At 70.8% G+C, this 23744-nt stretch carries 17 protein-coding genes; 2 read left to right on the plus strand and 15 right to left on the minus strand.

The features are described from left to right. Position 1 precedes the first annotated feature (1 nt). A complete protein-coding gene (locus C5E05_RS07705) occupies positions 2–1045 on the minus strand; it encodes a MoxR family ATPase (protein ID WP_104341566.1) in 1044 nt (347 codons plus the stop codon). A gap of 106 nt (positions 1046–1151) precedes the next feature. Here C5E05_RS07705 and rsmD point away from each other — a divergent pair, with 106 nt between their 5' ends. Continuing rightward, complete coding sequence (gene rsmD, locus C5E05_RS07710) at positions 1152–1763, plus strand: 16S rRNA (guanine(966)-N(2))-methyltransferase RsmD (RefSeq protein WP_104341567.1); 612 nt, start codon at positions 1152–1154, stop codon at positions 1761–1763. Here rsmD and thiL read toward each other — a convergent pair. Continuing rightward, entirely contained in the window at positions 1712–2845 is a 1134-nt protein-coding gene (thiL, locus tag C5E05_RS07715; RefSeq protein ID WP_258064794.1) for a thiamine-phosphate kinase, read from the minus strand. The two genes, rsmD and thiL, sit on opposite strands and share 52 nt — an antisense overlap. A 24-nt stretch (positions 2846–2869) precedes the next feature. Here thiL and C5E05_RS07720 point away from each other — a divergent pair, with 24 nt between their 5' ends. After that, positions 2870–3361 carry a DUF3515 domain-containing protein gene (locus C5E05_RS07720; RefSeq protein ID WP_104240612.1) on the plus strand — a complete coding sequence of 164 codons (492 nt, stop codon included), beginning with the start codon at positions 2870–2872 and terminating at the stop codon, positions 3359–3361. Between the two features lie 79 nt (positions 3362–3440). Here C5E05_RS07720 and C5E05_RS07725 read toward each other — a convergent pair whose 3' ends face one another. From C5E05_RS07725 to C5E05_RS07785, 13 genes are all read right to left on the minus strand, one after another. Next, positions 3441–4643, minus strand: coding sequence for a D-alanine--D-alanine ligase family protein (locus C5E05_RS07725; protein WP_104240611.1), 1203 nt, complete (start codon positions 4641–4643; stop codon positions 3441–3443). A gap of 71 nt (positions 4644–4714) precedes the next feature. Beyond that, positions 4715–5722 (minus strand): NAD(P)H-dependent glycerol-3-phosphate dehydrogenase, encoded by a 1008-nt coding sequence (locus C5E05_RS07730; RefSeq protein ID WP_104240610.1) that lies wholly within the window; start codon positions 5720–5722, stop codon positions 4715–4717. Continuing rightward, the gene (locus C5E05_RS07735) at positions 5719–6507 is read right to left on the minus strand and encodes a 1-acyl-sn-glycerol-3-phosphate acyltransferase (RefSeq protein WP_258063059.1); all 789 of its coding nucleotides are present in this window, start codon (positions 6505–6507) and stop codon (positions 5719–5721) included. The genes C5E05_RS07730 and C5E05_RS07735 overlap by 4 nt, the downstream gene beginning before the upstream one ends. Before the next feature lie 2 nt (positions 6508–6509). Further along, entirely contained in the window at positions 6510–7880 is a 1371-nt protein-coding gene (gene murA, locus C5E05_RS07740) for a UDP-N-acetylglucosamine 1-carboxyvinyltransferase (protein WP_104240609.1), read from the minus strand. Beyond that, positions 7877–8506, minus strand: coding sequence for a 3-isopropylmalate dehydratase small subunit (leuD, locus tag C5E05_RS07745; RefSeq protein WP_104240608.1), 630 nt, complete (start codon positions 8504–8506; stop codon positions 7877–7879). Before leuD ends, murA begins: the two co-directional genes overlap by 4 nt. Continuing rightward, a complete protein-coding gene (gene leuC, locus C5E05_RS07750; protein WP_104240607.1) occupies positions 8506–10002 on the minus strand; it encodes a 3-isopropylmalate dehydratase large subunit in 1497 nt (498 codons plus the stop codon). The genes leuD and leuC overlap by 1 nt, the downstream gene beginning before the upstream one ends. Before the next feature lie 208 nt (positions 10003–10210). Then, positions 10211–10999 carry an FHA domain-containing protein gene (locus C5E05_RS07755; protein WP_146081065.1) on the minus strand — a complete coding sequence of 263 codons (789 nt, stop codon included), beginning with the start codon at positions 10997–10999 and terminating at the stop codon, positions 10211–10213. Beyond that, a complete protein-coding gene (locus C5E05_RS07760; protein WP_104341569.1) occupies positions 10935–13232 on the minus strand; it encodes a transglutaminaseTgpA domain-containing protein in 2298 nt (765 codons plus the stop codon). Before C5E05_RS07760 ends, C5E05_RS07755 begins: the two co-directional genes overlap by 65 nt. 179 nt (positions 13233–13411) lie before the next feature. Next, positions 13412–14641, minus strand: a complete 1230-nt coding sequence (locus tag C5E05_RS07765; RefSeq protein ID WP_104341570.1) for a DUF58 domain-containing protein — start codon at positions 14639–14641, stop codon at positions 13412–13414. Next, the gene (locus tag C5E05_RS07770) at positions 14641–15609 is read right to left on the minus strand and encodes a MoxR family ATPase (RefSeq protein ID WP_181057772.1); all 969 of its coding nucleotides are present in this window, start codon (positions 15607–15609) and stop codon (positions 14641–14643) included. The genes C5E05_RS07765 and C5E05_RS07770 overlap by 1 nt, the downstream gene beginning before the upstream one ends. Positions 15610–15679: 70 nt before the next feature. Continuing rightward, positions 15680–20968: an Ig-like domain-containing protein gene (locus C5E05_RS07775; RefSeq protein WP_104341571.1), complete on the minus strand. Its 5289-nt coding sequence runs from the start codon at positions 20966–20968 to the stop codon at positions 15680–15682. 204 nt (positions 20969–21172) lie between these two features. Next, positions 21173–21964, minus strand: coding sequence for a hypothetical protein (locus C5E05_RS07780; RefSeq protein ID WP_228497128.1), 792 nt, complete (start codon positions 21962–21964; stop codon positions 21173–21175). A gap of 26 nt (positions 21965–21990) precedes the next feature. After that, positions 21991–23742, minus strand: coding sequence for a serine/threonine-protein kinase (locus tag C5E05_RS07785; protein WP_258064795.1), 1752 nt, complete (start codon positions 23740–23742; stop codon positions 21991–21993). Between the last annotated feature and the right edge of the window lie 2 nt (positions 23743–23744).

A 23744-nucleotide genomic window follows, 5' to 3' on the forward strand; every position in this document is an offset into this window, starting at 1 on the left:
GCTACGCGGTCGCCGCGCTCGTTGGGACGGCGATCTGCTGGCAGATCTGGTCGATGATGCGGGCGGCCGACGCCGACGCCGCCGTTCCCCGAGAGCCGCGGGCACTGAGCACGAGCCGGTGCGCGAAGACCGGGCCGACGAGCTTCGAGACGTCGTCCGGCACCACGAAGTCGCGACCGGCGACCGCGGCGGCCGCCCTCGAGGCACGCACGAGGTGCAGGGTCGCGCGCGGGCTCACGCCGACACGGACGTCGGCGTGCTCGCGGGTGGCACGGGCGAGGTCGACGATGTACTGCTTGATGGCGGGCGCGACGTAGATGCGCGCGGTCTGCTCGATCATGCTGGAGACGTCGCTCGCGCTGAGCGAGGCGCGGACGCTCGACAAGGGGTCGCTCGAGTCGCGCCGGTCGACCATCGCGAGCTCGTCGTCGCGCTCCGGGTACCCCATCGACATGCGCGCCATGAAACGGTCGCGCTGCGCCTCCGGCAGCGCGTACGTGCCCTCCATCTCGGAGGGGTTCTGGGTCGCGAAGACGGTGAAGGGCACTGGCAGTCGGTGCGTGACGCCGTCGACCGTGACCTGCCCCTCCTCCATGCACTCCAGCAGCGCCGACTGCGTCTTCGGGGAGGCGCGGTTGATCTCATCGCCGATGACGACGTTCGCGAACACCGGGCCCTGCTGGAACTCGAAGCGCCGCTCGACCTGGTCGTAGATCGCGACGCCCGTGACATCCGAGGGCAGGAGGTCCGGCGTGAACTGGATGCGGCTCACGCTCGAGTCCATGGCCGCCGCCAGCGTCTTGGCGAGGACCGTCTTGCCGACCCCGGGGACATCCTCCACCAGGAGGTGACCGCCGGCGAGGAGCACGACGACCGCGAGGTGCACCTGCTCGTCTTTGCCTGAGATGACCGATGCGACGCTCTCGCGGATCTGCCGCGCGCCGTCCTGCAGTGCGACCGCCGTGCTCGATGCGCGCTCGCGCCCAGCCGGCTCTGCGGGCAGAGCCCTCGCCGCCGCGGTTTCCGCGCCGTTGCCGTATTCCATGGCCACCTCCGAATTCAAGTGCCCATCATTCCACGCACCCCCGACAAGTTCGGCCAGCTTCTCCACGCGGTGGATGGGTCGACGCAGTCGCGGCTACGATCGCAGCGTGACACGCATCATCGCCGGAGCCGCCAAGGGCCACTCGCTCGCCGTCCCGAAGAGCGGCACGCGTCCGACGAGCGACCGAGTCCGCGAGGCCATGTTCTCCTCGCTCGAATCGCTGCTCGACCTCGGCGGCATCGCCGTGCTCGACCTCTACGCGGGCTCGGGCGCGCTCGCGTTCGAGGCGCTCAGCCGGGGTGCATCCAGCGCCGTGCTCGTCGAGCAGTCCAAGTCGGCCGCCAACGTGCTGCGCGCCAACGCCGAGCTGCTGGCGCGCGTGACCCGAGAGCAGGGTCGCCGGGCCGTTGCCTCCCGCGTCGCGCAGAACTCCGTCGACAGCTTCCTGCGGACAGCCCCAGGTCAGCCCTTCGAGCTCGTGTTCGTCGACCCGCCGTACGAGCTCGGCGAAGCGGAGCTCACCGGGGCGCTCGAGGCCCTGGTGCCGCACCTGGCACCGGAAGCGGTTGTCGTCGTCGAGCGGGGGTCGCGCTCGCCAGCCCCCACGGTGCCAGAGTCCTTCGAGCTGCTGCGCCGGAAGCCCTACGGCGAGACCATCGTCTTCAGCTACGAGGTGAGCCCCGTCGACGAGCCGGGGGCCGAGAAGTCCCAGGCGTAGGGGTCCCACCCGCGGGCGGCCCGGCCAGCGCCGTCGACGAGCACGGGGGGAACCGGCCCGTCCTCATGCGGGTGCACGCGGCCGATCGCCCGGAACCCCTCCGGCAGCGGAGTCCCAGCCGGGAAGGTGGCGAGCTGGCCGTGATCCTCCCCGCCGACCACCACGAGGTCCACGGCTCGTGCGTGCAGCTCGGCGGTCCCGACCCCGGGCAGGGCGGCTCGCAGCGCCGCCTCGACCGCGGCGATGTCGACGGCGAGGGACGACGTCTCGACCTCGACTCGGACGCCGCTGGCCCTCGCCAGGCGCGAGGCGTCGAGGAGCAGGCCGTCGGACACATCCATCATGGCCGTCGCCCCGGCAGCTCGCGCGGCGAGGCCGAGGGAGGCGTCGATCGTCGGCGCGAGGTGCCAGTCGACGACTGAGCGCACGGCGTCGCCCCTCGACCGCAGGGCCTCGATTCCCTCGGCGAGCGCCTCCCCGCGCGCGTCCCTCGCGAGGGAGTAGAGCAGGGAGAGGCCCGCACCGCTGCGCCCCGCGGGGCCGCTGAGCGCCAGCACGTCGCCCGCCTTGGCACCCGATCGCCGCACCGGGTCGCCCCCGCGCAGGTCGCCGAAGGCGGTGATCGCGATCGTCAGCTGCTCGCTCGTCGACAGGTCGCCGCCGACCACGCCGCAGCCAGGGGCCATGTCGGCGAGGGCCGCCGCGAAGCCGTCCGCGAGCTCCTCGACCCAGGAGACCGGCGTCGAGGAGGGCAGCGCGAGCGCCACCGTGATCGCCGTCGGGGCAGCGCCCATCGCGGCGACATCCGCGAGGTTGGATGCGCACGCCTTGCGCGCCACATCGCGCGCCGTCGACCAGGCCGAGCGGAAGTCGGGGCCCTCGATCATGAGATCCGTCGTGATGACGACCCGCCCATCGCCCGCCGCCAGCACCGCGGCGTCATCGCCAGCCCCGAGCACCGCGTCATCGGCTGCCGGGACCCGCGCGAGGATGCGCTGGAGCAGATCGGCCTCGCCGCACGCGCCGACCGTGAGCACGTCAGCGGGGGTTCGGCGGATGGCGTCGTCGGGAAGAGCAGGCACCCGCTCACGATAGCCTGGGAGCAAATGTCTCGAACCTTCCGCTCCGCCTCGCGCATCGGCTCCGCCGTGATCGCGACCGCCGCATCCGTCGTCCTGCTCACCGCCTGCAACAGCGCGAGCGTTCCCATGGAACCGGCTCCCGACGCGGCCGCCCCGGAGTGCGCCGAGGTCTCGGTCCGCCTGCCCTCGACGGTCGACGGGCTCGAGCTGCGCCTCACCAACGCGCAGGCGACGGGAGCCTGGGGCACCCCGGCCGGCGTGCTGCTCCGCTGCGGCGTTCCGACACCGGGGCCGACCTCCGAGCAGTGCGTCAGCCTGAGCGGTATCGACTGGATCGTCGACGACAGCCAGGCGCCCACCTACCGGTTCACGAGCTACGGCCGCACACCCGCCGTCGAGGTCGTCGTCGATTCGGACGTCGCATCGGGCACCACCGTGCTCGTCGACCTCGACGATGCCGTCTCGAGGCTGCCGAAGACCGGTGCCTGCGTCGGCGCCGACGACGTCCTCGGCTAGCACCACCCCGGAGAGCGCCGCCGAGCTGACTGCGGCCCCAGTGCCCCGGAGCACGACCAGCTCCCGCACGGCGGGCCTCCTAGCGCGTGAGGCGCGCCTCACGGGCTGCGGCGTGCGCGCTCGCGACCTCGATGAGCTCGGTGATGAGCTGCGGGTAGCTCATGCCGCTCGCCTGCCAGCACTTCGGGAACATCGAGATGGGCGTGAAGCCCGGCATCGTGTTGATCTCGTTCACGACGAACCCGTCGTCCGTCAGGAAGAAGTCGACGCGGGCCAGGCCGGAGGCGCCGAGCGCCTCGAAGGCACGCACCCCGAGCTCCGCCATCTCCGCGAGCAGCTCGTCGCTCAGCTCGGCGGGGCACCGCAGCTCCACCCCGGAGTCATCGAGGTACTTCGCCTCGAAGTCGTAGAATTCCGCCTTCGTCATGACGATCTCGCCGGCGACCGAGGCGCGAGCCCGCTCCCCCGGCCGCGACTCGAGCACGGCGATCTCGACCTCGCGGCCCACGACCGCCGCCTCGACGAGCACGTGGTCGTCCTCCGCGAGGGCCGTCGTCATGGCGGCTGCGAACTCGTCGAGCGCGGCGACCTTGCTGACGCCGACGCTCGAGCCAGCGCGGGCGGGCTTGACGAACACCGGCAGCCCGAGCCGGTCGACGGTCTCTGCGGCCAGCGACGCACCCCGCGTGTCCCACTGGTGCTGCGAGATCGTGACGCCGTCGGCGACCTGCAGGCCCGCGTCCCTGAGCACGATCTTCGTGTAGTGCTTGTCCATGCCGACGCTCGCGGCGAGCACCGACGAGCCGACGAACGGCAGGCCGACGAGCTCGAGCATGCCCTGCACGGTGCCGTCCTCGCCGAAGGGGCCGTGGAGGATCGGGAACACCAGGTCGACCTCGCCGAGCGACGTGCGCTCGGTTCGCTCGGCTCCCGCTTCGGCACCGTGAGCGTCGCCCTCGACACGCGAGACCGTCACCTCGCGGTGCTTGGCCGAATCGGGCAGGTGGATGCGCGTGCCGTTGTCGACGACCTCCGGCAGGTTCTCGGGGTCGAGCGCGAACTTGTCGGCGTCGTCGTCCTCGAGCACCCAGGCGCCGTCGCGCGTGATGCCGATGGGCAGCACCCGGTACTTCTCACGGTCGATAGCTCCGAGGACACCGCTCGCCGTCGCGCACGAGATGGCGTGCTCGCTCGAACGGCCGCCGAAGACGACGGCGATGAGCGGCCGCGCATCCCCAGCGGGGGTTGAGCTGGCGGAGGCGTTCAGCTGAGCTGTCGACATGAGGTTTCCTTCCACGAGCGACTCTTCGCTCACCGCACAAGGGTACGGGGTCGCCCAAGCCGCACCGGGCGCTACTCGCCGCTCGGGCCCTCGTCGGTCGCGAGGTGGGGGGCGAGATCGGCGGGGCTCATCCGGCCGTGGAGCACGTCGTCGATCTGCGTCGCGATGGGCATCTCCACGCCGTGGCGCTCGGCCAGCTCGAGGATCGCGCCGACGGAGCGAAGCCCCTCGGCGGTCTGCTGCATCTGGGCGACGACGTCGTCGTAGACGTAGCCCTGCCCGAGGAGGCGCCCGGCCGTGAAGTTGCGGGACAGGGGCGACTCGCAGGTCGCGATGAGGTCTCCCAGGCCCGCCAAGCCGATCATGGTGGACGCCTGCGCACCCATCGCGACGGCGAAGTCGGAGATCTCGGCGAGCCCGCGCGTCATCACGGACGCCTTCGTGTTCTCGCCGTAGCCGACGCCGTCGACGATGCCGACGGCGATGGCGATGAGGTTCTTGAGGACCCCACCGAACTCGGTGCCGACGACGTCCACGTTGACGAACGACCGGAGGTAGTCGTTGCGCGCGAGCTTCGCGACGCTGACGGCGGTGGCCTCGCTCGCCGATGCCACGACGATCGCCGTGGGCTGCTCTTTCGCGATCTCGAGCGCGATGTTGGGCCCGCTCGCGACAGCCACCCGTTCGGCCGGGATCTGCAGGACGCCCTCGAGCACCTCGCTCATGCGAAGCCCACTCGCCCGCTCGACGCCCTTCATGAGGCTCACGACGACCGCGTCGCCCTCGATGTGGGGGGCCAGCTGGGCGGAGAGCTCACGGGCGGTCTGCGCCGGCACCGACACGAAGACGAACTGCTGCCCGCGGACCGCCTCGACCAGGTCGGGCGTCGCGTGCAGGTTCCTCGGCAGGTCGATGCCGGGGAGGTAGCCCGTGTTCCGGTGCGACTCGTTGATCTCGTTCGCGACCTCGGTTCGGCGCGCCCAGAGGGTCACGTCGTGGCCCGCATCCGCGAGCACCTTCGCGAACGTCGTGCCCCAGCTGCCGCTGCCGAGGACGACGGCACGCTGCGCCGAGCTCACGCTCCCCCCGCCTCTCGGGACGAGCCGCCCCGGTCCTGGGGGAACTTGCCGTGCTCGCTCTGGCCGTGCTTCGCGGGGTCGTACAGCTCAGCCGGAGCCTCTTCACCTCTGATGCCCTCGAGGAGACGGGTCACGTCGTGCATGACGAGCTCCGTGGCGCCCTTCATGGCGCTCGCGCTGTGCATACGTCCGGTGAACTCCGTGAGGCTCACCGGTTCGCCGACGTGCACCGTGATCTTCGTCCGCCATCCGAGCGTCGGCTTCTTCGCGTACCGCGGCAGGATGTTCTGCGCACCCCAGATCGCGGTCGGGTAGACGGGGATGTCGGCGCTCAGCGCGACCCTCGCCGCGCCGTTCTTGCCGCGCATCGGCCACAGGTTCGGCTCGCGGGTGAGGGTGCCCTCCGGGTAGATGATGACACCCTGCCCGAGCCTCGCGAGCTGCTGGGCGGACGCGATCGCGGCCTGGTTGGCGCCGCGCGCGTCGCGCGAGACGGGGATCTGCCCGCTCTTGCGGAGGATCCAGCCGAGTCCCTTGACGCGGAAGAGCCGGTCGGCGGCCATGAAGCGCGGCGCGCGGCCGAGCTTCCACACAGCCATCCCCATGAGGAGCGGATCGACCTCGCTGGTGTGGTTCGGGGCGACGATGAACGCGCCCCGCTCCGGCAGCGTGCCCTTGATCTCCCAGCGCATGATCGGCCAGCTCAGCGGAAAGGCGATCGCCGCGAGGAACCAGAAGATCGAGGGCTTGGTCTTCTCAGGCGATCCGCGCTTCCCAGCGGACACTCCTACGCCTCAACCGTGAAGTCGGCTCCGAGGGTCTCGAGCTTCGCGATGAAGTTCTCGTAGCCGCGCGCGATGATGCCGACGTTCGAGACCCGCGAGGTGCCCTCCGCCGCGAGCGCCGCGATGAGGTGGCTGAAGCCGCCGCGGAGGTCGGGGACCTCGATGTCGGCGGCCTTGAGCTTCGTCGGGCCGGAGATCACAGCCGAGTGCTGGAAGTTGCGCTGGCCGAAGCGGCACTCCTGGCTGCCGAGGCACTCGCGGTGCAGCTGGATGTCGCTGCCCATCTCGACGAGCGCGTCGACGAAGCCGAAGCGCTGCTCGTACACCGTCTCGTGCACGATCGAGACGCCGTGCGCCTGCGTCAGGGCCACGACGAGCGGCTGCTGCCAGTCGGTCATGAAGCCGGGGTGCACGTCGGTCTCGATGACGACGGGGCGCAGCTCGCCGCCCGGGTGGTAGAAGCGGATGCCGTCGTCGTGGATCTCGAACGCTCCGCCTGCCTTGCGGAACACGTTGAGGAACGTGAGCATCTCGGGCTGCTTGGCGCCGCCGACGAAGATGTCGCCGTGCGTGACGAGTGCCGCGGAGGCCCAGCTGGCTGCCTCGTTGCGGTCGAAGAGCGCCTTGTGGCTGTAGCCGCCGAGACGCTCGACACCCTCGATGCGGATGACGCGGTCGGCATCCACCGAGATGATGGCGCCCATCTTCTGCAGGATGTTGATGAGGTCCATGATCTCGGGCTCGATGGCCGCGTTGCGCAGCTCCGTGCGGCCGTCCGCGCGGACGGCGGTGAGCAGGACCTGCTCGGTGGCGCCCACCGAGGGGTACGGGAGCGTGACCTTGGCACCGTGGAGGCCCTCGGGGGCGCTCATGCGGATGCCGCTCGGGAGCTTCTCGATGACGGCGCCGAAGTTGCGGAGCACCTCGAGGTGGAAGTCGATGGGCCGGTCGCCGATGCGGCAGCCGCCGAGGTCGGGGATGAAGGCCTCGCCGAGGCGGTGCAGCAGCGGGCCGCAGAAGAGGATCGGGATGCGGCTGGAGCCGGCGTGCGCGTTGATCTCGGCCATGTGGGCCGTCTCGACGTTCGTCGGGTCGAGGCGAAGGTCGCCGGAGACCTCGTTGCGGTCGATCTTCACGCCGTGCAGCGTGAGGAGACCGGCGACGACGCGCACGTCGGAGATGTCCGGCACGTCGCGGAGGACGCTGACCTCCTCGCCGAGCAGCGCCGCGACCATGGCCTTGGTGACGAGGTTCTTCGCGCCACGCACCTCGATGCGACCCGAGAGCGGGCGTCCGCCGTTGAAGACGATGGTGTCGCCGGTCAGACCGACTGATGCGCCGGCGCGAGCCGAGTCGTTGGTGATCGTGTTCACTGAGTTGCACTCCCTGCGGTGGTGGACCTGCGGATCGGAAGAGTCCGCGGACGCCACGCCTCTCGGCGTGACTCAAAGGTGGAGATCGCGTGTTCGTCACGCAACGTCAACGAGATGTCGTCGAGCCCCTCGAGCAGACGCCATCTCGTGTAGTCGTCGATCTCGAACGTCGCCGTCATGTCTCCGACAGTAACGGTGTTCGTGGTGAGATCAACGACCGCAGTCGCACCCGGGGCCGCCTCGGCGGCGTCCCAGAGCTGTTCTACGAGGTGCTCGGCCAGCGTGGCGACAAGCAGTCCTTGCTTGCCGGCGTTGCCGAGGAAGATGTCGCCGAAGCGGGATCCGATGACGGCGCGGAAGCCGTAGTCCTTGAGCGCCCACACGGCGTGCTCCCGGGAGGAGCCGGTGCCGAAGTCCGGTCCGACGAGCAGGATGCGCGGGTCGTCCTGGTACTCGGGCCGGTTGAGCACGAAGTCAGGGTCCTGCCGCCAGCCGTTGAACAGCGCGTCCTCGTAGCCCGTCTTCGTGACGCGCTTGAGGTAGACGGCGGGCAGGATCTGGTCGGTGTCGACGTTGGAGCGGCGCAGCGGCACGGCGGCTCCCTCGATGCGGGTGATCTTCTCCATCAGACGGCCACCTCCTGCGGCGTTCGGGTGTCGGTGCTCGCGGCGGGCGCGGCGGGCTCGTCGAGATCAGACGGACTGGAGAGCGTACCCCGAACCGCGGTCGCAGCGGCGACGAGGGGCGACACGAGGTGCGTGCGTCCGCCCTTGCCCTGCCTGCCTTCGAAGTTGCGGTTGGAGGTGGACGCGCAGCGCTGCCCGGGCTCGAGCTGGTCCGGGTTCATGCCGAGGCACATCGAGCAGCCGGCGAAGCGCCATTCTGCGCCGAACTCGGTGATGATCTTGTCGAGGCCCTCGGCTTCCGCCTCAAGGCGCACGCGTGCCGAGCCTGGCACGACCATGACGCGGACGCCGTCGGCCTTCTGGCGGCCGCGGATGACGGAGGTGAAGGCACGGAGGTCCTCGATGCGGCTGTTGGTGCAGGAGCCCATGAAGACGACGTCCACGGGGATGCTCTTCATGGGTCGTCCGGCCTCGAGCGCCATGTACTCGAGCGCCCGCTCGGCGGCCTGGCGGTCGTTGGGGTCCGCGAAGTCGGACGGCTCCGGGACGACCCCGCTGAGGGAGATGCCCTGGCCCGGGTTGGTTCCCCACGTGACGAACGGCTCGAGGGTGTCGGCGTCGATGAAGACCTCGGCGTCGAAGCTCGCGTCGTCGTCGGTCCTGAGGGTGCGCCAGTAGTCGACGGCAGCGTCCCAGTCGTCGCCGACCGGGGCGTGGTCGCGGCCTTCCAGGTAGGCGAAGGTCTTGTCGTCCGGGGCCACCATGCCGGCGCGAGCGCCCGCCTCGATGGACATGTTGCAGACGGTCATGCGGCCCTCCATGGAGAGCGCCTCGATGGCCGAGCCGCGGTACTCGAGCACGTAGCCGGCTCCGCCGCCCGTGCCGATCTTGGCGATGACGGCGAGGATGATGTCCTTCGCCGTGACGCCCTCCTTGAGCGTGCCGTCGACGTTGATGGCCATCGTCTTGAACGGCTTGATGGCGAGCGTCTGCGTGGCCAGCACATGCTCGACCTCGCTCGTGCCGATGCCGAACGCGATGGCTCCGAAGGCGCCGTGCGTCGACGTGTGGGAGTCGCCGCAGACGACCGTGATGCCCGGCTGCGTCAGCCCGAGCTGCGGCCCGACGACGTGCACGATGCCCTGCTCGGCGTCGCCCAGGGGGTGGAGCCGGATGCCGAACTCCTTGGCGTTGCGGCGCAGCGTCTCGATCTGGGTGCGGCTCGTCGTGTCCGCGATGCGGTTGAGGATGTCGACCGTCGGCGTGTTGTGGTCTTCCGTCGCGATGGTGAGGTCGGGGCGCCGCACCGGGCGGCCCGCGACTCGGAGACCGTCGAAGGCCTGCGGGCTGGTGACCTCGTGCATGATGTGCAGGTCGATGTAGATGAGGTCGGGCGAGCCGTCTTCACCCTTGGCGACGAGGTGGTCTTCCCAGACCTTCTGGGCCAAGGTCCTCGGCTGCGACTGTGCCTCGTTCGTGCTGTCTTCCGTCTTCATGTTGCTTGCGTCTCCTCGCATCTGCTCAGGCGCCATCGACACCGCGACGGGATGCACCTGCGAAGTTAGGCCCCGTCGCGGCAGCAAAGGAGAAGCAGACCGGCAGACATGCGAACCATGCTAACACTGCGCCTTTCAGCGGGTTCTGGGCCGTGAGCTGCATCCGTTCGGGCACGCGGCTCCTGACTGGGCGAAGGCGAGGCGGCAGCTAGCTCCGGCGTATCGAGAGCCGGTACTCGCCCAGCTGCACGACGTCGCCTGAGCGGAGTTCCGCTGGGACTCCAGGCTCAACCGCGAGCGCGCCGTGCGCATTCCCGCCGGGGAAGAGGGCGACGCCGTTCGTGGAGTTGAGGTCGTCGACGTAGAGGCGCTCGCCGTCGGCCCAGAAGCGCGCGTGCGTCTTCGACATGGTCTGCGTGATGTCGGGGACCGCGGAGACGGAGGCGTCGGGGAATCGATCCTGCGAGGGGTTTCGACCGATGACGACGGGCCCGTAGATGGGGACGCTGACGCCGTCGGCGAGGACGACCACCCACTCGGGCAGAGGCTGCTCGGCGCTGGCACCAGGGGCGTCGTGGCCCGGCTGCTCGAGCCTCGCCTCGGAAGCATGCGCCGCGCCGGTGAGCCCGGCCGGCGACTCGGGCGAGAGACCCGGCTGCGGGGTGCCGCCGAACGGGGCCGCGCTGGGGGCCGCGGACGGCACCGCGAGCTCGTCGCTCGTCGACGGCGCTGCTGGCAGATGCGCCGCTCGCCCGTGGTCGGGAAGCGAGGGCTGCTGCGGGGAGAGCCTCGGCCGTGGCGCCGGCATCGGAGGAAGCGGGTACTCGTCGTCGAGCTCAGCGCGCAGCCAGTCGCCGGCTGGGGCTTCCTGCGCCCCGCCGTTCGCTGCCGACGGCGGCGACCATTCGGGCCGCCCCGACGTGTTCGCTGCCTCAGGCACGATCGCGCCCTGCCCGATCAGCCCGGGCGGCACCCCGATGAACCCAGAATGTTCCACGGGGCCATGATACGGGGCGCGGGGCGCGGCGGAACGTGAATCGTCCACGCAGACGGCGCCAGAAGCCGACGGAGCCCCTCGCCTCGGCGACGGCGGCGTCCGCGTCAGCCCACAGCGAGGCCAGGTCCGCGTCGCTCACGGGGTCGCCCCCGAACACGGCCCGGTCGCTTCGGTCGGCGAGCGGGACGAGCGAGGGATGCACGGCACCAGCGGTCTGGACCCGGGTCGCTCGGCGCGGAATCGGGTAGCCGAGCTCGGCGAAGCGGTCGATGCTGTCGCTCCACGCCCCCGCCGCCCGCTGGTCGGGGCTGCCCTCGCGCAGCCGCCGGCTCCGCCGCCTGCGCTTGAGGAGGGCGACGGCGAGCAGCGGGACGAGGAACAGCGCGAGCGGGACCGCGAGGGAGATCCCGAGCGTGAGCGCCCAAGCCGGCCACGTCTCATCGTCGTCGGGTTCCTCCTCCTGTCGTCGCTCGTCGGCGCTCGTGAGGAGCTCGTCTGGCTTCTCCTGCGTCTGCGGGGGCTGACGGACCTGCGCCTTCGGCTTGGACTGCGGGTCGGTGGTCGTGTTGACGGGCACGTCGGTCTGCTCCGGCGTCGGGTCGAACGCGACCCAGCCGAAGCCCTCGAACGGCACCTCGACCCAGGCGGTGACATCGGACCCGCGCACCTCGGTGGTGCCGTCTGCCGAGATCTGCTCCGGCGCGTAGCCCATGACCACCCGGGCGGGGAACCCGAGCTGGCGCGCCATGATCGCCATCGCGGACGCGTACTGCTCCTGGTCGCCCACGAGGTAGCGGAGGTCGAAGAGCTCCTGCATGCGGTCGAGCCCGTGCCCGGCGCGCGATGGCACGGAGTCGCTCGCCGTGCCGTGGCTGAAGAAGCCCTCGGCGATGAGCGCGTTCTCGATGGCCTTGAGCTGCAGGTACGGGGAGGTCTCTCCCGCGATGTAGCTCTGCATCCGCTCGACGAGGGCGGCGGGCGGCGACGGCATCGCGGGATAGTCGAGGTCGAGGACTGCCGCATTGTCGAGCTGCCCCTCGATGGGGAGGTCCTGGACGAGCGCGGAGACCTGGTAGCTGTCACCCTCGCGGAGCCCCGAGGTGATGAGCCCTCCCCCGGTTCTGGCGTTGTAGCGGAAGTCGCCGCTGCGGTCCGGCAGGCTGCCGCCTGCGAGGTTCACGTCGGTGGGGACGCCGACGCTCGGCAGCCAGATGTCGGAGTAGTCGCGGATCGTGACGTCGATCGATCGCTCGGAGGATGAGGTCACCAGGGGGTCGCTCGGGACGACTCGACCGGAGAGGTTGTAGCTGCCGGTCGAGGCGAGCGTCGCGGCGGGGTCGGCGATCTGCCAGGACTTGCCCGAGTAGCTCTCGAGCGTCGCGAGGCGCAGCCGGTCTCCCCCTTCGAGGCCGGTCACGTCGAACAGCGTCGAGTCAGGTCTGAGCTTCGAGTACTCGCGGAATCCGGCGAGCGGGCTCGTGTGCGAGAGCGGATCGAACGGCGGCGTCACCTGCTCGCGCGCCACCACGCGCTGCTCGGCGATGGTCGCGGAGGCGACGTAGCCGCCCGCGGTCGTGATGACGGCGGCGACGAGGACGATCACGGCGGTGCCGAGCGCACGGGAGCGCGCGAGGGCCCGCCTCGCCTCGGTCGACGCGATGTTGCCGAGGCCGCGGCGCCAGCTGAGCCAGACGAGCGCGACGACGGCGAAGGCACCGCCGCGCAGCACGCCGGCGACGCTGTCCTCGGTGCCGACGAAGATGGCGCTCGCGAGGACCGCCAGGGGGCCGAGGAGCGCGAGGCTCGGAGGCCAGATCGCCCCGGGCCGCTTCGGGGCGACCCACAGCAGCAGCAGCATGGCGACGAGGGAGGTGAGGGCCGCCGCGAAGTACGGGAGCACCGCGAGGTACGCGGGGGCGAGGAGCGGGGTGGAGAGCGTCACGGCGTCGCGCCAGGCGAAGACCGGGGCGCGGGCGAGGTCGGCGAGGGTCGAGAAACTCGGCAGCACTCCCGCGAAGGCCGCCTGCGGCAACGCGAAGGCGGTGCCGAGCAGGAAGTAGGCAGCGGTGGCGACGAGGAGGGCGTTGAGCCGTGTCAGGTCGAGCCAGCGCGCGAGGACCGCTGATCCGATGCCGACGATCAGGCCGCCCGCGACCGCGAGCAGGAACCAGGCGCCGCCGAAGGCCGGAGCGAAGCCGAGCGAGGCGAGCAGCGTCAGGACCGCGATGACCACGGCGTCGATGAGGGTCCGCGAGTCCAGGCCAGGGCGGAGGTGTCCACGTGCCTCCTTGGCGCGTCCTGCCCGGCCCGGCCGTGGCCTGCCAGGCCGCGTCCTGCCCGGCCGCGTCCTGCCCCGTTCGGCCGGCCGTGGACCGGTCTCCCCGTCCAGGGTCCCGTCTGCCGCGGCCGCCGTCACGTGCGCACCCGCGTCTCGCGGACCAGGCGCGGCAGGTCATCGAGCTCCGGCACCGTGCAGACGACGGTCTCGCGCAGCCGCGTGCGACTCGCGGGGTGCCCGATGGCGCAGCGGAAGACGACGAGGGTCACGTCCGCCGCGTACACGGACTGCAGCTGCCCGAGCTGGGCGTCCGTCGTGGCACTTCCGCAGACGAGGAACACGATGCTCGCCTGCGGGAGGCGCCTGACGCTGAGCGCGATGAAGTCGCGGAGGGAGGGTGAGCTCGCCGTCCACGCCTCGAGCCTGCTGCTCCCGTCGAGCATCGACGAGACCGCTCGGGTGGGCAGACGACCGCTCTGCGTGAGGGCGCTCACGGCGACGCCCGAGCGGATGAGCTCCTGCGTCAGGGACGCGAGCACCTCGACGCCGAGTTCGAACTCGTCTTCCGAGGCGTAGGCGGCGGCCTCGAGGGTCTGCAGCACGTTGGCCTGCGAGCGACGCGTCTCCTGGAACTGCCGGACCATGAGGAGACCCGTGCGTGCGCTGGTCCGCCAGTGGATGTTCCTCCGGTCGTCGCCGGACTCGTAGGGCCGCAGCGCGTGGAACGCGAGGTCGTCGTCGGTGATGCGCTCCCCCGTCACGCCCTCGAGGTCGCGGAGCAGCCCGGCGACCTGGGCGGTGAGGCGAACCGTCCGGGGATGCACGAACAGCTCGAGCACCCCGGTCCACCTGGTCGACCGCTCGAGGAGCCCGAGCGGGTCTCCGCGCAGCGACCTGGCAGGTCCGGCCTCGATGACGGCCCTGCGGCTGGTCGGCACGGCGAAGAGGTCCTCGTGCGTCTCGTCGGGCGCGAGCTGCGGGATGCTGAACTCGGCCGTCGCGTGCCCGACCGGCAGCGCGAGGCGGGTGGGCAGCACGCGGCGCTCGCCGAGGTTCGTGACCTGCAGCCGGCCGAGGGCCCGGTCGCCGACGCGCACTCGCCTGGGCTCGAGCTCGACCTGCACGCCGAAGCTCTCGCGTCCGATCGTGAAGGGCACCGCGGCGGCGAAGACCCCGACGAGGACGCCCCCGATGCCGATCAGCTCGAGCCAGCCGAAGGCGGTTCCGGCGACGAGGAGCACGACGCCGGCGACGAGCACGATCCACCCGAGAGGCGTGACGCACCTGATGGCGTCGCTGATCGTGAGGCGGTCGCGCTCGGCGGACTCGGCCTCAGCTTCGGTGGAGACGTGCCCCTCGGTCATCAGGCGGCTCGGTGCTGGGGAGGCTCGACCTCGATGAGGCAGCGGTCGATGACCTGATCCGGAGTCGTGCCGGAGAACTCCGCCTCGGGGTCGAGGATGAGCCGGTGCGCGAGCACGGGGTGCGCGAGGTCGCGCACGTCGTCGGGCACGACGTAGCGGCGACCGTGTGCGAGCGCCCAGGCCTTGACGGCGCGCGCGAGCGCAAGCGCGCCGCGGACGGAGACGCCGACGAGCACGTCGCGGTCGGCGCGCGTGGCGGTGACGATCTCAGAGACGTACGCCATGATCGACTCGTCGACGTGCACCTCGGCGGCGAGCTCCTGCATGACGACGACGTTCTCGGCGTGGAGTATTGCGGGCACGCTGTCGGCGCGCTGCCGGTTGCCCGCATCCATGAGCAGCCGCACGGTGCTCGCGTGGTCGGGGTAGCCGAGGGACGTCTTCATCAGGAAGCGGTCGAGCTGCGCCTCTGGGAGCTTGTAGGTGCCCGCCTGCTCGACGGGGTTCTGCGTGGCGATGACGAGGAACGGCACGGGAACGGGATGCGGGGTGCCGTCGACCGTGACCCGCCCCTCCTCCATGACCTCGAGGAGGGCGGACTGGGTCTTCGGCGAGGCGCGGTTGATCTCGTCGGCGAGCACGATCGAGGCGAAGATGGGGCCGGGGTGGAACTCGAAGGCGCGCGTGCCCTGATCGAAGATCGTGACGCCCGTGACGTCGGAGGGCAGCAGGTCGGGGGTGAACTGCACGCGGCTGTTGCTGCCGTCGATGGTCTTCGCGAGCGCCTTGGCGAGCACCGTCTTGCCGGTGCCAGGCACGTCCTCGAGGAGGAGGTGGCCCTGGCTGAAGAGGGTCGTGAGCGTGAGCTCGACGACGTGCCGCTTGCCGACGACGGCCTGCTCGATGTTGGTCGTCAGGCGCTCGAAGGCGTCCTTGAACCAGGCGGCCTGCTCTTCGGTCACGGTCATGCTGGCTCCTCTTCACGGCGCTCGTGCGCGCCGGTTCTCTCGATTGTCTGCTCGACCACCGACATCGTTGCTACCACGAGTCGAGGGGCTTCTGGCTTCTGGCGACTTCCGCACCGTTCAGGTACACGACCACCGTGTACCCGCCGAGGCTGCCCCGGCACTTCTCGAGCACGGTGCCCGACTCGCCGTTGATCGCGGCCCCGCTCACGTTCGTCTGCGTGCCGACGAGCTTGTCCTCGCCGGACTTCGCCGTGCTGTAGCACTCGACGGTGTAGGGCACGTCGGAGAAGTCCTGGCCCTTGATGACGAAGCTGCGGACCTCGTCGGGCTTGCCAGGCACCTTCTTGCCGCCGGTGACCTCGACGCTCATGCGCGCCGTGTAGTGCAGGTAGCCGGTGACCTGGTCTGTCGAGGTGGAGACGCCGGCCTCGTTCTTCGCGGCGACCGAGACCTTCACGGGCGTGGAGGAGGACTTCGGCACCTGGATGCCCGTGATGGCGAACGAGAGCTGCGTCGCGGGCACGCTCGTGGTGGTCGGCGCCTCCGTGCCGACCTGCACGGTCACGTCGTAGCCGCTGAGACCGCCACCGCTCGCGGTCGGTGCCGACCACTCCGCCGTGAGGGTGCCGGTGAGCTCCCCCGGCGGAGTCTGGCCGTCGGCGACCTTCAGATTCTGGGGGGCCTGCGGGAGGGTGATGGGCTTGGCGCTGGTCGAGCTCGCGGGGAGCCCGTAGCCGAGGGAGTTCAGGGCCCGGACCGTCGCCGTGTAGTCATTGCCAGGGACGAGGCCGTCGTCTTCCGTGAACGTGACGCTGTAGACGTCGCCGGCCGTCGTCTTGGTGAAGACCGCACCGCCGCCCGCGAGCGTCACCTCGTATTCGGTGATCTCCGGCCCGTTGGAGACGGCGCCAGACCAGTTCACGGCGAGCGTCCCCAGGGCGCCGCCCTTCTCGAGCGACACGTCGCCCGGGGCGCCTGGGACGTCCTGGACCTCGACGGTCGCGAGCCCGGTCGTCTCGCGCAGCGGGTCGCCCGTCTGGTCTCCGATGCGGTAGCTGATGGTGATGGTGCCGATGAAGTTCGTCGCCGGCACCACTCGCACCTGCCCGTCGACGAGGGAGACAGCCGATCCGGTGGCGGAGCCCGCGACCTCGCTCGCGGAGATGAGCGTGAGCGGGGACTCGGGGAACGGGTTGAAGTCGTTGGCGGTGACGTCGACCAGGACGGGCCCGTTGCGGCGGGCCAGCTGCTCATCCGGCACGGCGCGCGGCAGCGGCTTGGAGGTGGAGACGACGGTCACCGTGACGGTTCCGGTCTGCACGAAGTCGCGGAAGGTGTAGGTGACCGTGTACTTGACGACGGTGCCGACCTTCGTGTCCACCCCAGCGGCGACCTTGACGGTGCTGCCGTCGAGACTCGACTGCAGCTCCCCCGTGCCGCCGGTGAGCTTCGAGAACTCCACCTGGGGGACGACGTCCTTGTTCGGGTGGCCGGTGGCGGTGCGGAGGTCGAAGCTCTGCTCAGTGCCCTGCTCGACGGTGAGCTGGGGCGCGACGAAGGTCGGTGCGACGTCGTAGAAGTCGGGGTCGCCCACCGTGATCGGGACGCGGATGGTCGCGATGCCTGCGTTCTGATCGTCGGCGCTCTCCGCATCGCTCACCTGGAAGGTGATGGATGCCGGCCCGCGGAAGCCGGGCTTCGGGGTGAACTTCAGCCTGGTGTCGCTCTCCACGAGCGGGCTGCCGTCGGCCTGCTCGGCCCACACCTGCTCGGGGTTGATGAGCGAGACGCGGTTGCCGGACGGGGCGCGCACGAGGTCGTTGACGTCCCACGAGATCGACTCCCCGACCTTCGCATTCTGGGCGGGGAGGTCAGGGATGAGGAACGGGGACTGGCGCTTGGACTCCTCCGTGATGAGGGCTGGCACCATGATGAAGCCCGCCGCGGTGAGCCCCGTGTCCTCGGCGGTGAGCCGGTAGACGACGATCTGCCTGGCGTCGCTGAGGGAGACCGTGACCCGTCCGTCCTCCTCGACCGTCGCGGCTCCCGCGCCGGCCCCCGCCAGATCGACCGCGAGCTCGCTGACCCTCCCGCCAGGGTTGGTGGCGCCGTCTCGCACGTTGATGCTGAGCGTCTCTGCGCCGGCGAAGTCGTCGAGGCGCACCACGTGGTCGACCGCAGTCGGGGGAAGCGTGGGCGCATCCGCATTGATCGTGACGTGGATGAACGCGGCATCCTGCCCACCCTGGCCGTTGATGATCGTGTACGGCACGGAGATGAACTCGCCATCGCTCGGCACCGTGATGATGACCGAGTCGCCGTCGACCTCGGCCTCGAGGCTCGGGTCGACGCCGACGAGCTCTGGCACGACCTCGAGCGTGTAGCCGTTCGGATCGGAGTCGTTCTTCAGCACGGGGACCGCGATGCGCAGGCCCGGCTTGGCGCGCACGTTGTCGTCGACCGCGATCGGGGGCGCTGTCGCGGCGGGACGGGCGACGACGCCGACCCTGATCGTGCCCTCGGCGCGCTGGCCGTACCCGTCGACGACCTCGTACCGCAGCACGTCGGTGCCCGTGGCTCCAGGGAACGCCTCGTAGACGAAGGAGGTCTGCGTGAGCTCGCTCACGGAGCCGAGCGTCGGAACGTCGACGAGCTGCGTGAGCTCGACCGAGTCGCCGTCCGGGTCGATGCCGTCGAGCGGCACCTCGATGCGCACGCTCGCGCCCTCGAAGACCCTGGCGGTGTCGACGCCGGGGGCCGGGGGCCGGTTGCTCGACTCGTCGGGCGCCGTCACCTGGAAGGACACGGTCGCCCCCGCCTGCTCGCCGTGCTCGTCGACGACGGTGTAGCCGAGCGAGTAGGTGCCGGGCTCGGACGGGGCCTGGAGGCGGACGTCGTCGCCGGAGACGAAGGCGTAGCCGTCTCCGACCTGCACGGTGCTGAGGGCGGGCGAGAGGGACATCTGCGCCTCGTCCGGGTGGGAGTCGTTCTCGAGCACGGAGACGCTCGTGTAGTCGCCGGCGCGCACGCGCCTCGTGTCGTCGACGGCGACGGGCGGCTCGTGCGTCACGGCGGGCTCGACCGGGACGACGACGATGTAGCCGACCGACGTCGATGCGCCGTCGGTGATCGTGTACGGGAGCTCGATGGTCTGCTGGATCGCGGACTGCGAGGAGAGGCGCACGATCGTGTTGTCGATGAGCTCGACGGCGAGGCCTGCCGTGCGGGCCTCGTCGGTGGTCTCCACGCTCTGCACGGACAGCACGCCCGTTCCGGTGGACACGTCGTTGCCGAGCACGTCCACGACGTTCGACTGGCCAGGGCGGAGGTAGGCGAGGTCGCGCACCGCGGTCACCTGCGCCACGCCCTCGACGGGCTCCTCGACGTCGAAGCGGATGATGCCGACCGACGTGGCCGCCCCTGCTGAGACCGTGTACTGCACGTACGCGGTCATGGCGCTCGCCGAGGTGAAGGTGACGGTGCCGAGGTCCGGGTTGAAGCTCGCGCCTCCCGTGCTGGTGCCGAGCTCGGCGATCTCGACGAGCTCGAGCGCCTGACCGTTGGGCGAGAGGTCGTTCACGAGCGGCTGTGCCGTGATGGAGTCGCCGATGACTCCGCGCGCGAAGTCCGGCGTGCCGATCGGCCCGAGCGTGCCGGGCGCCTCGACGCGGATGCGCAGCTCACCGGCCACCTGCGCGGTGCCGTCCGAGACGAGGTACGGCACGACCCGCTCCCCCAGCTCCGCGCTGACGGCGGTGAAGGTGAGGCGTCCGTCCGGTGTGAAGCTGACGGTGTCGCCCACGGGAGCGGTGGCCCCCTGGAGGAAGACGGGGTCGCCCTCCGGGTCCGTCCAGTCGGGCATCACGTTGTAGGAGATCTTCTGGCCAGCTTCGACCGCCACGGCGCTCGCGCGGTTCGTCGTCGGGGCCTGGTTCTCCGCGTCGGCCGGCTGGATGCGGATCGTGACCCGTGCCTCCGCCACGCCGCCGGGCCTGCCGTCCGAGGCCGTGTACGTGAGCGTCTGCTCGCCGGACGCGCCCTCCGTGGCGCGGAACTGCAGGGCCCGGCCGTCGTCGATGACGCGCAGCTCGCCGAACGATGGCGGCGGGTCGGCGGAGAGGCCGGTGATCGTGAGGATGTCGCCGTCGACGTCCGAGTCGTTGTCGAGGACCGTGAGGTAGGCGGTCGATCCGGCACGGACCCCGTAGGAGTCGTCGACGAGCTCCGGCGGGGTGTTCTCCTCGCCTCGCTCGGCGAGGGTCGCCTCGAACGATTCCTCGGTGGCCTCGTTCTCGCCCTCCGTGCCGTCGGTGTCCTCCGGCGGGACGAGCTCGTTCCAGTTCTCGACCAGGCGCATGTTCTCCTGCGGCAGCCACACCTGGCCCGTGGCGACGTCGTTGAGCGCGACGACGTTGCGGTTGACGCGGTAGAGGAGCTCGCCGAGGGGCGGCGCCGACATGGACTGCACGCTCGGCTGCTCGTCACCGCACGCGACCATCGTGACGGCCGCCTGCGCCCAGGCGGCGTGCGCGCAGCCCGCGACCACGGCGGGGCGCGCCGCGCCCTGGTCGGTCGCCAGCGAGCCGTCGATGCCCGCCGGGAGCGCAACGGCCTCGCCACCGCCGAGCGGCACGCGCAGGATCCCGTCGCCGGACGCGAACACCACATCGGGGGATGCCGCGCCCTGGAGCTGCACGCGCAGCGCGCTCTCCGGCACCTCACGGGCCTGCCCGTCGACGAGGAGCGCACGTGCGGCGGTGTCGAACACCACCGGCTGCTCGCCGACGGCAGTGAACTCGTAGTCGGCGGGGGCTCCCGCGAGCGGCTCCCAGAGCTGCTCGCCGCCGATGCCCTCCATCCGCAGGATCTGCTGCTGCTCCGGTGCGACGGCGAGCACCGTGCCGAGCGAGGTCACGAGGACCTGGGCGTCGGCGCCGAGCTCCGCCACGGGCTCCGCGGTCGCGGCGTCGAACGCGAGCGGCTGCGTGGCGTCGACGAGCCAGAGCCGTCCCGTCGCCGGGTCGAGGAGCGCCAGGACGCCGCCGCCGTAGGAGCTCCGACTGCCCGCGGGCGTCAGGATGCTCTCGCGCAGGTCGGTGAGCGCGGGGTCGACGCGGCCGAGCGAGCCGCTGGTCTGGTCGTGCAGGAAGACGGTGTCGCCGTCCTGCAGGATGCCGACATCCGCCGTCACGAGGCTCACGCTCGCGTCGAGCTCCTGGATCTGCGCGTTGAGGCGGCCCGCTCGGAGGTCCGAGCTGTTCGACACCCAGACGTCGCTGCTCTCCAGTTCGACCTCGGCCGCGGGAAATCCCTCGTGCAGGAGGGCGAAGAGCAGGGGCGTGCCGATGAGGAGCGCCATGACCAACGCCATCGCCAGCTGTCGGCGGCTTCGCGGGGTCGGCGCTGTTCGGCGCATGCGTACCCACCCCCAGCAGAGCTCGTCAGTGCCTCACCTCGGAGCGCACGAGACTTCATTGTGCACGAGGACCCGATGCCAGCGCGACAGCGAGTGCTGCCCGTGGCCCGGCGAGTGCGGCGCCGTGCGCCTGTCCGCCGAGTGCCGTCAGCGGCGGTCGAGCGTGTCCAGGTCGTCCGGCGTCACCAGGCGAGTCGAGATGGCGTACTCGACGAGACGTGCTCGCCGGTTCGAGGCGAGCTTGCTGCGGCCGCCGCGCAGCCCCGAGACGCCGAACTTGTCGAGCTTGTCGCACACGTTGTCGAGCTTGCGGTTGAACGTCGGGAGCGTCCAGCCGAGGCGAGCCGCAGCATCCGCCGAGCTCGGGATGACCCCGCGACCCGGGACGGCGTTGCGCAGGACGTCTTCCGCGAGGGCGAGGATCAGCTCGCGCTGCGACTCGGTGAGGTGGATGACCGCCTGCGTCGTGTTGCCGGACGGCGACATGTTCACGTGGGAAGTGTTGTAGAAGTCGGACGCGGAGTGGATCGCGAAATCGTAGGTCGTCGATCCCGCCGTGAACATGACCTGCATGTGCTGGAACACGACCGGGAGCTTGGCGCCAGGCGAGAGCCACGACTGCACCTGGCCGGAGTCGTCCGTGACCGTCGCGGAGAGCACGGAGCCGACGTTCGAGAGCCACCACATGCCGAACTCCGCCTGCAGCACCAGGAACTGGCGGTGCAGGTACGGGTTCTCGTCGATCACGAGGTCGGCGTCTCGGCCGATCGTGAAGGGCTCAGCCGGGTTCAGCTCGTACCACTCGCCGACGAACTCGACGCGGAGCGGCCCGAGCGGGGGCACCTGGCTCACGATTCGCTCATCGGAATCCGGAATCTCGATGGACTCTTCCGGAGCCTCGTTCGCTTCCGCGGCCGAGGTGTACTTGCTCTCACTCATGACACCATCATGGCGGATCGGCGAGGTCATTGCGGATAGCAGACTTCGAGCGGCTCGGAGCTGACCTTCCCTCCACGGCGGATCTCGACCTCGATGCACGTCACGGCGCCGTCCTGCACGTTGGGGATGACGACCGAGGTCTCACTTGTCGTCGCCCCTTCCTTGCCGCCCTCGCCGAGCCTCCAGTAGTAGACGTCGCCCGGCTGCGGGTCGGGGTTCGACCAGGAGAAGGTGACGGATCCGTCGGGGCTCCGGACTGCGACGGGGGCGACGAGCACCGGGGGGAAGCCGCCGGACTGGATGGAGACGGGGGTCGTCGTCGCACGGCCGATCTCCTCGTCTGCAGGGGCGAGCATCCAGGAGATCGCCGCGACGATGCCGATCGCGAGCACGAGCCCTCCGGCGATGACGCCGACGAGCCCGTTCCTGGAGAGCTTCCTCGACGAGGCGGCGGCGCTCGCCGCGCGCTCGCGCGCCAGCTCGTCTGCCCTCGATGCGGGCGCGTCGATCTTGCTCCCGGATGCCTCTCCGAACGTGCGAGCGGGCGCGGCGGCCACGGCGTCCGCACGAGCGGGGGTCGTGATGGGGCGAGCCGTCGTCGGACCCGAGTCGTCGCTCGGTGCTCCCCCGGTGTGCTCCGTCCCGCGGGGCCGCCTGCCGGTTCGGGGTCCGCTGGCCGTCTCGTACCTCGCGGCGAACCCGCCCCGGGACTGCTGAGCCGCGACCCTGACCACGGCGCGCGCCGAGGTCAGCTCGGCCTTGCTGGCGCGGGCCCCCTCGTGCACCTGGGCGTTGATGAGGGAGACGGGCCGCAGGCTCGTGGCGTCCGCATCGCCGCCGCCGGTCGCGGCCGTGGCCGAGATCGTCATGTTGGGCACGTCGATCGCCGTCGGGGCGTAGTTGAGCTCCAGCTCGACGCGCTGCAGCGCGTAGGCGAACTCGACCGCGCTCTGGTACCGGTGGGCTGGGTTGCGGGCCATGGCCTTGTGGAGCACGCTCACGAGCGACCGGGGCACGTCGCCGCGGAGGATCGGCGAGATGGCGCCGCGCTCGATGCGGGAGATGAGGTCGAGCGTCGTGTTGCGCTCACCGGGGCGCTCGAAGGGAGTGTGGCCGGCGACGAGCGAGTAGACGGTCGCGCCCAGCGAGAACACCTCGCTGCGCACGTCGGGCTTGGGCTCGTCCTCGAACATCTCCGGCGGCGACCATGGTACGGACAGGCCGCCACCACCAGTGGGGGGCGCCTCGACGAGGTCGTCCGCCTCTGCGAGCTCGTCGTCGACGGCGGACGAGATGCCGAAATCGGTGAGAGCGGGCCAGCCGAAGTCGTTCGTGAGGATGTTCGCCGGCTTCACGTCACGGTGCAGGATGCCGACGGTGTGCGCCGTCGCGACGGCGCTGGAGATGCGCACGCCCGTGCGCAGCGCCTCCTCGACGGGGATCTGCTCGCGCTTGTATCGATCCGAGAGGCTGAGCCCGGACGCGTACTCCATGACGAAGTAGGGACGCCCGTCGCCGGCCACATCCGCCTGGAAGATCGTGACGATGTACGGGTGCGACGACATCTGCGCCATCAGGTTGGCCTCGCCGATGAACGCCTGCCTGCTGGTCTCGCCGAGGTCGTCGCCGCCGAGGAGCACCTTCACGGCGACGAGGCGCCTCGGGAACTGCTGCTCATACAGGAAGACGTCGGAGAACCCGCCGGAACCTAAGTGCTTTCGGTAGAGGTAGCCAGGGATCTGGGGCGGCTCGGCTGGGGATCGTCGCTGCCCTGCCATGG

Origin of the sequence: Pseudoclavibacter sp. AY1H1 (assembly GCF_002931055.1) — a bacterium.
Classification (GTDB): Bacteria; Actinomycetota; Actinomycetes; order Actinomycetales; family Microbacteriaceae; genus Pseudoclavibacter.

What these genes read in the sequence shown, in the direction of transcription:
- C5E05_RS07705 (WP_104341566.1), bottom strand. Translation starts at nt 1,045, where the DNA reads ATGGAATACGGCAACGGCGCGGAAACCGCGGCGGCGAGGGCTCTGCCC.
- C5E05_RS07720 (WP_104240612.1), top strand. Translation starts at nt 2,870, where the DNA reads ATGTCTCGAACCTTCCGCTCCGCCTCGCGCATCGGCTCCGCCGTGATC.
- C5E05_RS07725 (WP_104240611.1), bottom strand. Translation starts at nt 4,643, where the DNA reads ATGTCGACAGCTCAGCTGAACGCCTCCGCCAGCTCAACCCCCGCTGGG.
- leuD (WP_104240608.1), bottom strand. Translation starts at nt 8,506, where the DNA reads ATGGAGAAGATCACCCGCATCGAGGGAGCCGCCGTGCCGCTGCGCCGC.
- leuC (WP_104240607.1), bottom strand. Translation starts at nt 10,002, where the DNA reads ATGAAGACGGAAGACAGCACGAACGAGGCACAGTCGCAGCCGAGGACC.
- C5E05_RS07765 (WP_104341570.1), bottom strand. Translation starts at nt 14,641, where the DNA reads ATGACCGAGGGGCACGTCTCCACCGAAGCTGAGGCCGAGTCCGCCGAG.
- C5E05_RS07770 (WP_181057772.1), bottom strand. Translation starts at nt 15,609, where the DNA reads ATGACCGTGACCGAAGAGCAGGCCGCCTGGTTCAAGGACGCCTTCGAG.
- C5E05_RS07775 (WP_104341571.1), bottom strand. Translation starts at nt 20,968, where the DNA reads ATGGCGCTCCTCATCGGCACGCCCCTGCTCTTCGCCCTCCTGCACGAG.
- C5E05_RS07780 (WP_228497128.1), bottom strand. Translation starts at nt 21,964, where the DNA reads ATGAGTGAGAGCAAGTACACCTCGGCCGCGGAAGCGAACGAGGCTCCG.
- C5E05_RS07785 (WP_258064795.1), bottom strand. Translation starts at nt 23,742, where the DNA reads ATGGCAGGGCAGCGACGATCCCCAGCCGAGCCGCCCCAGATCCCTGGC.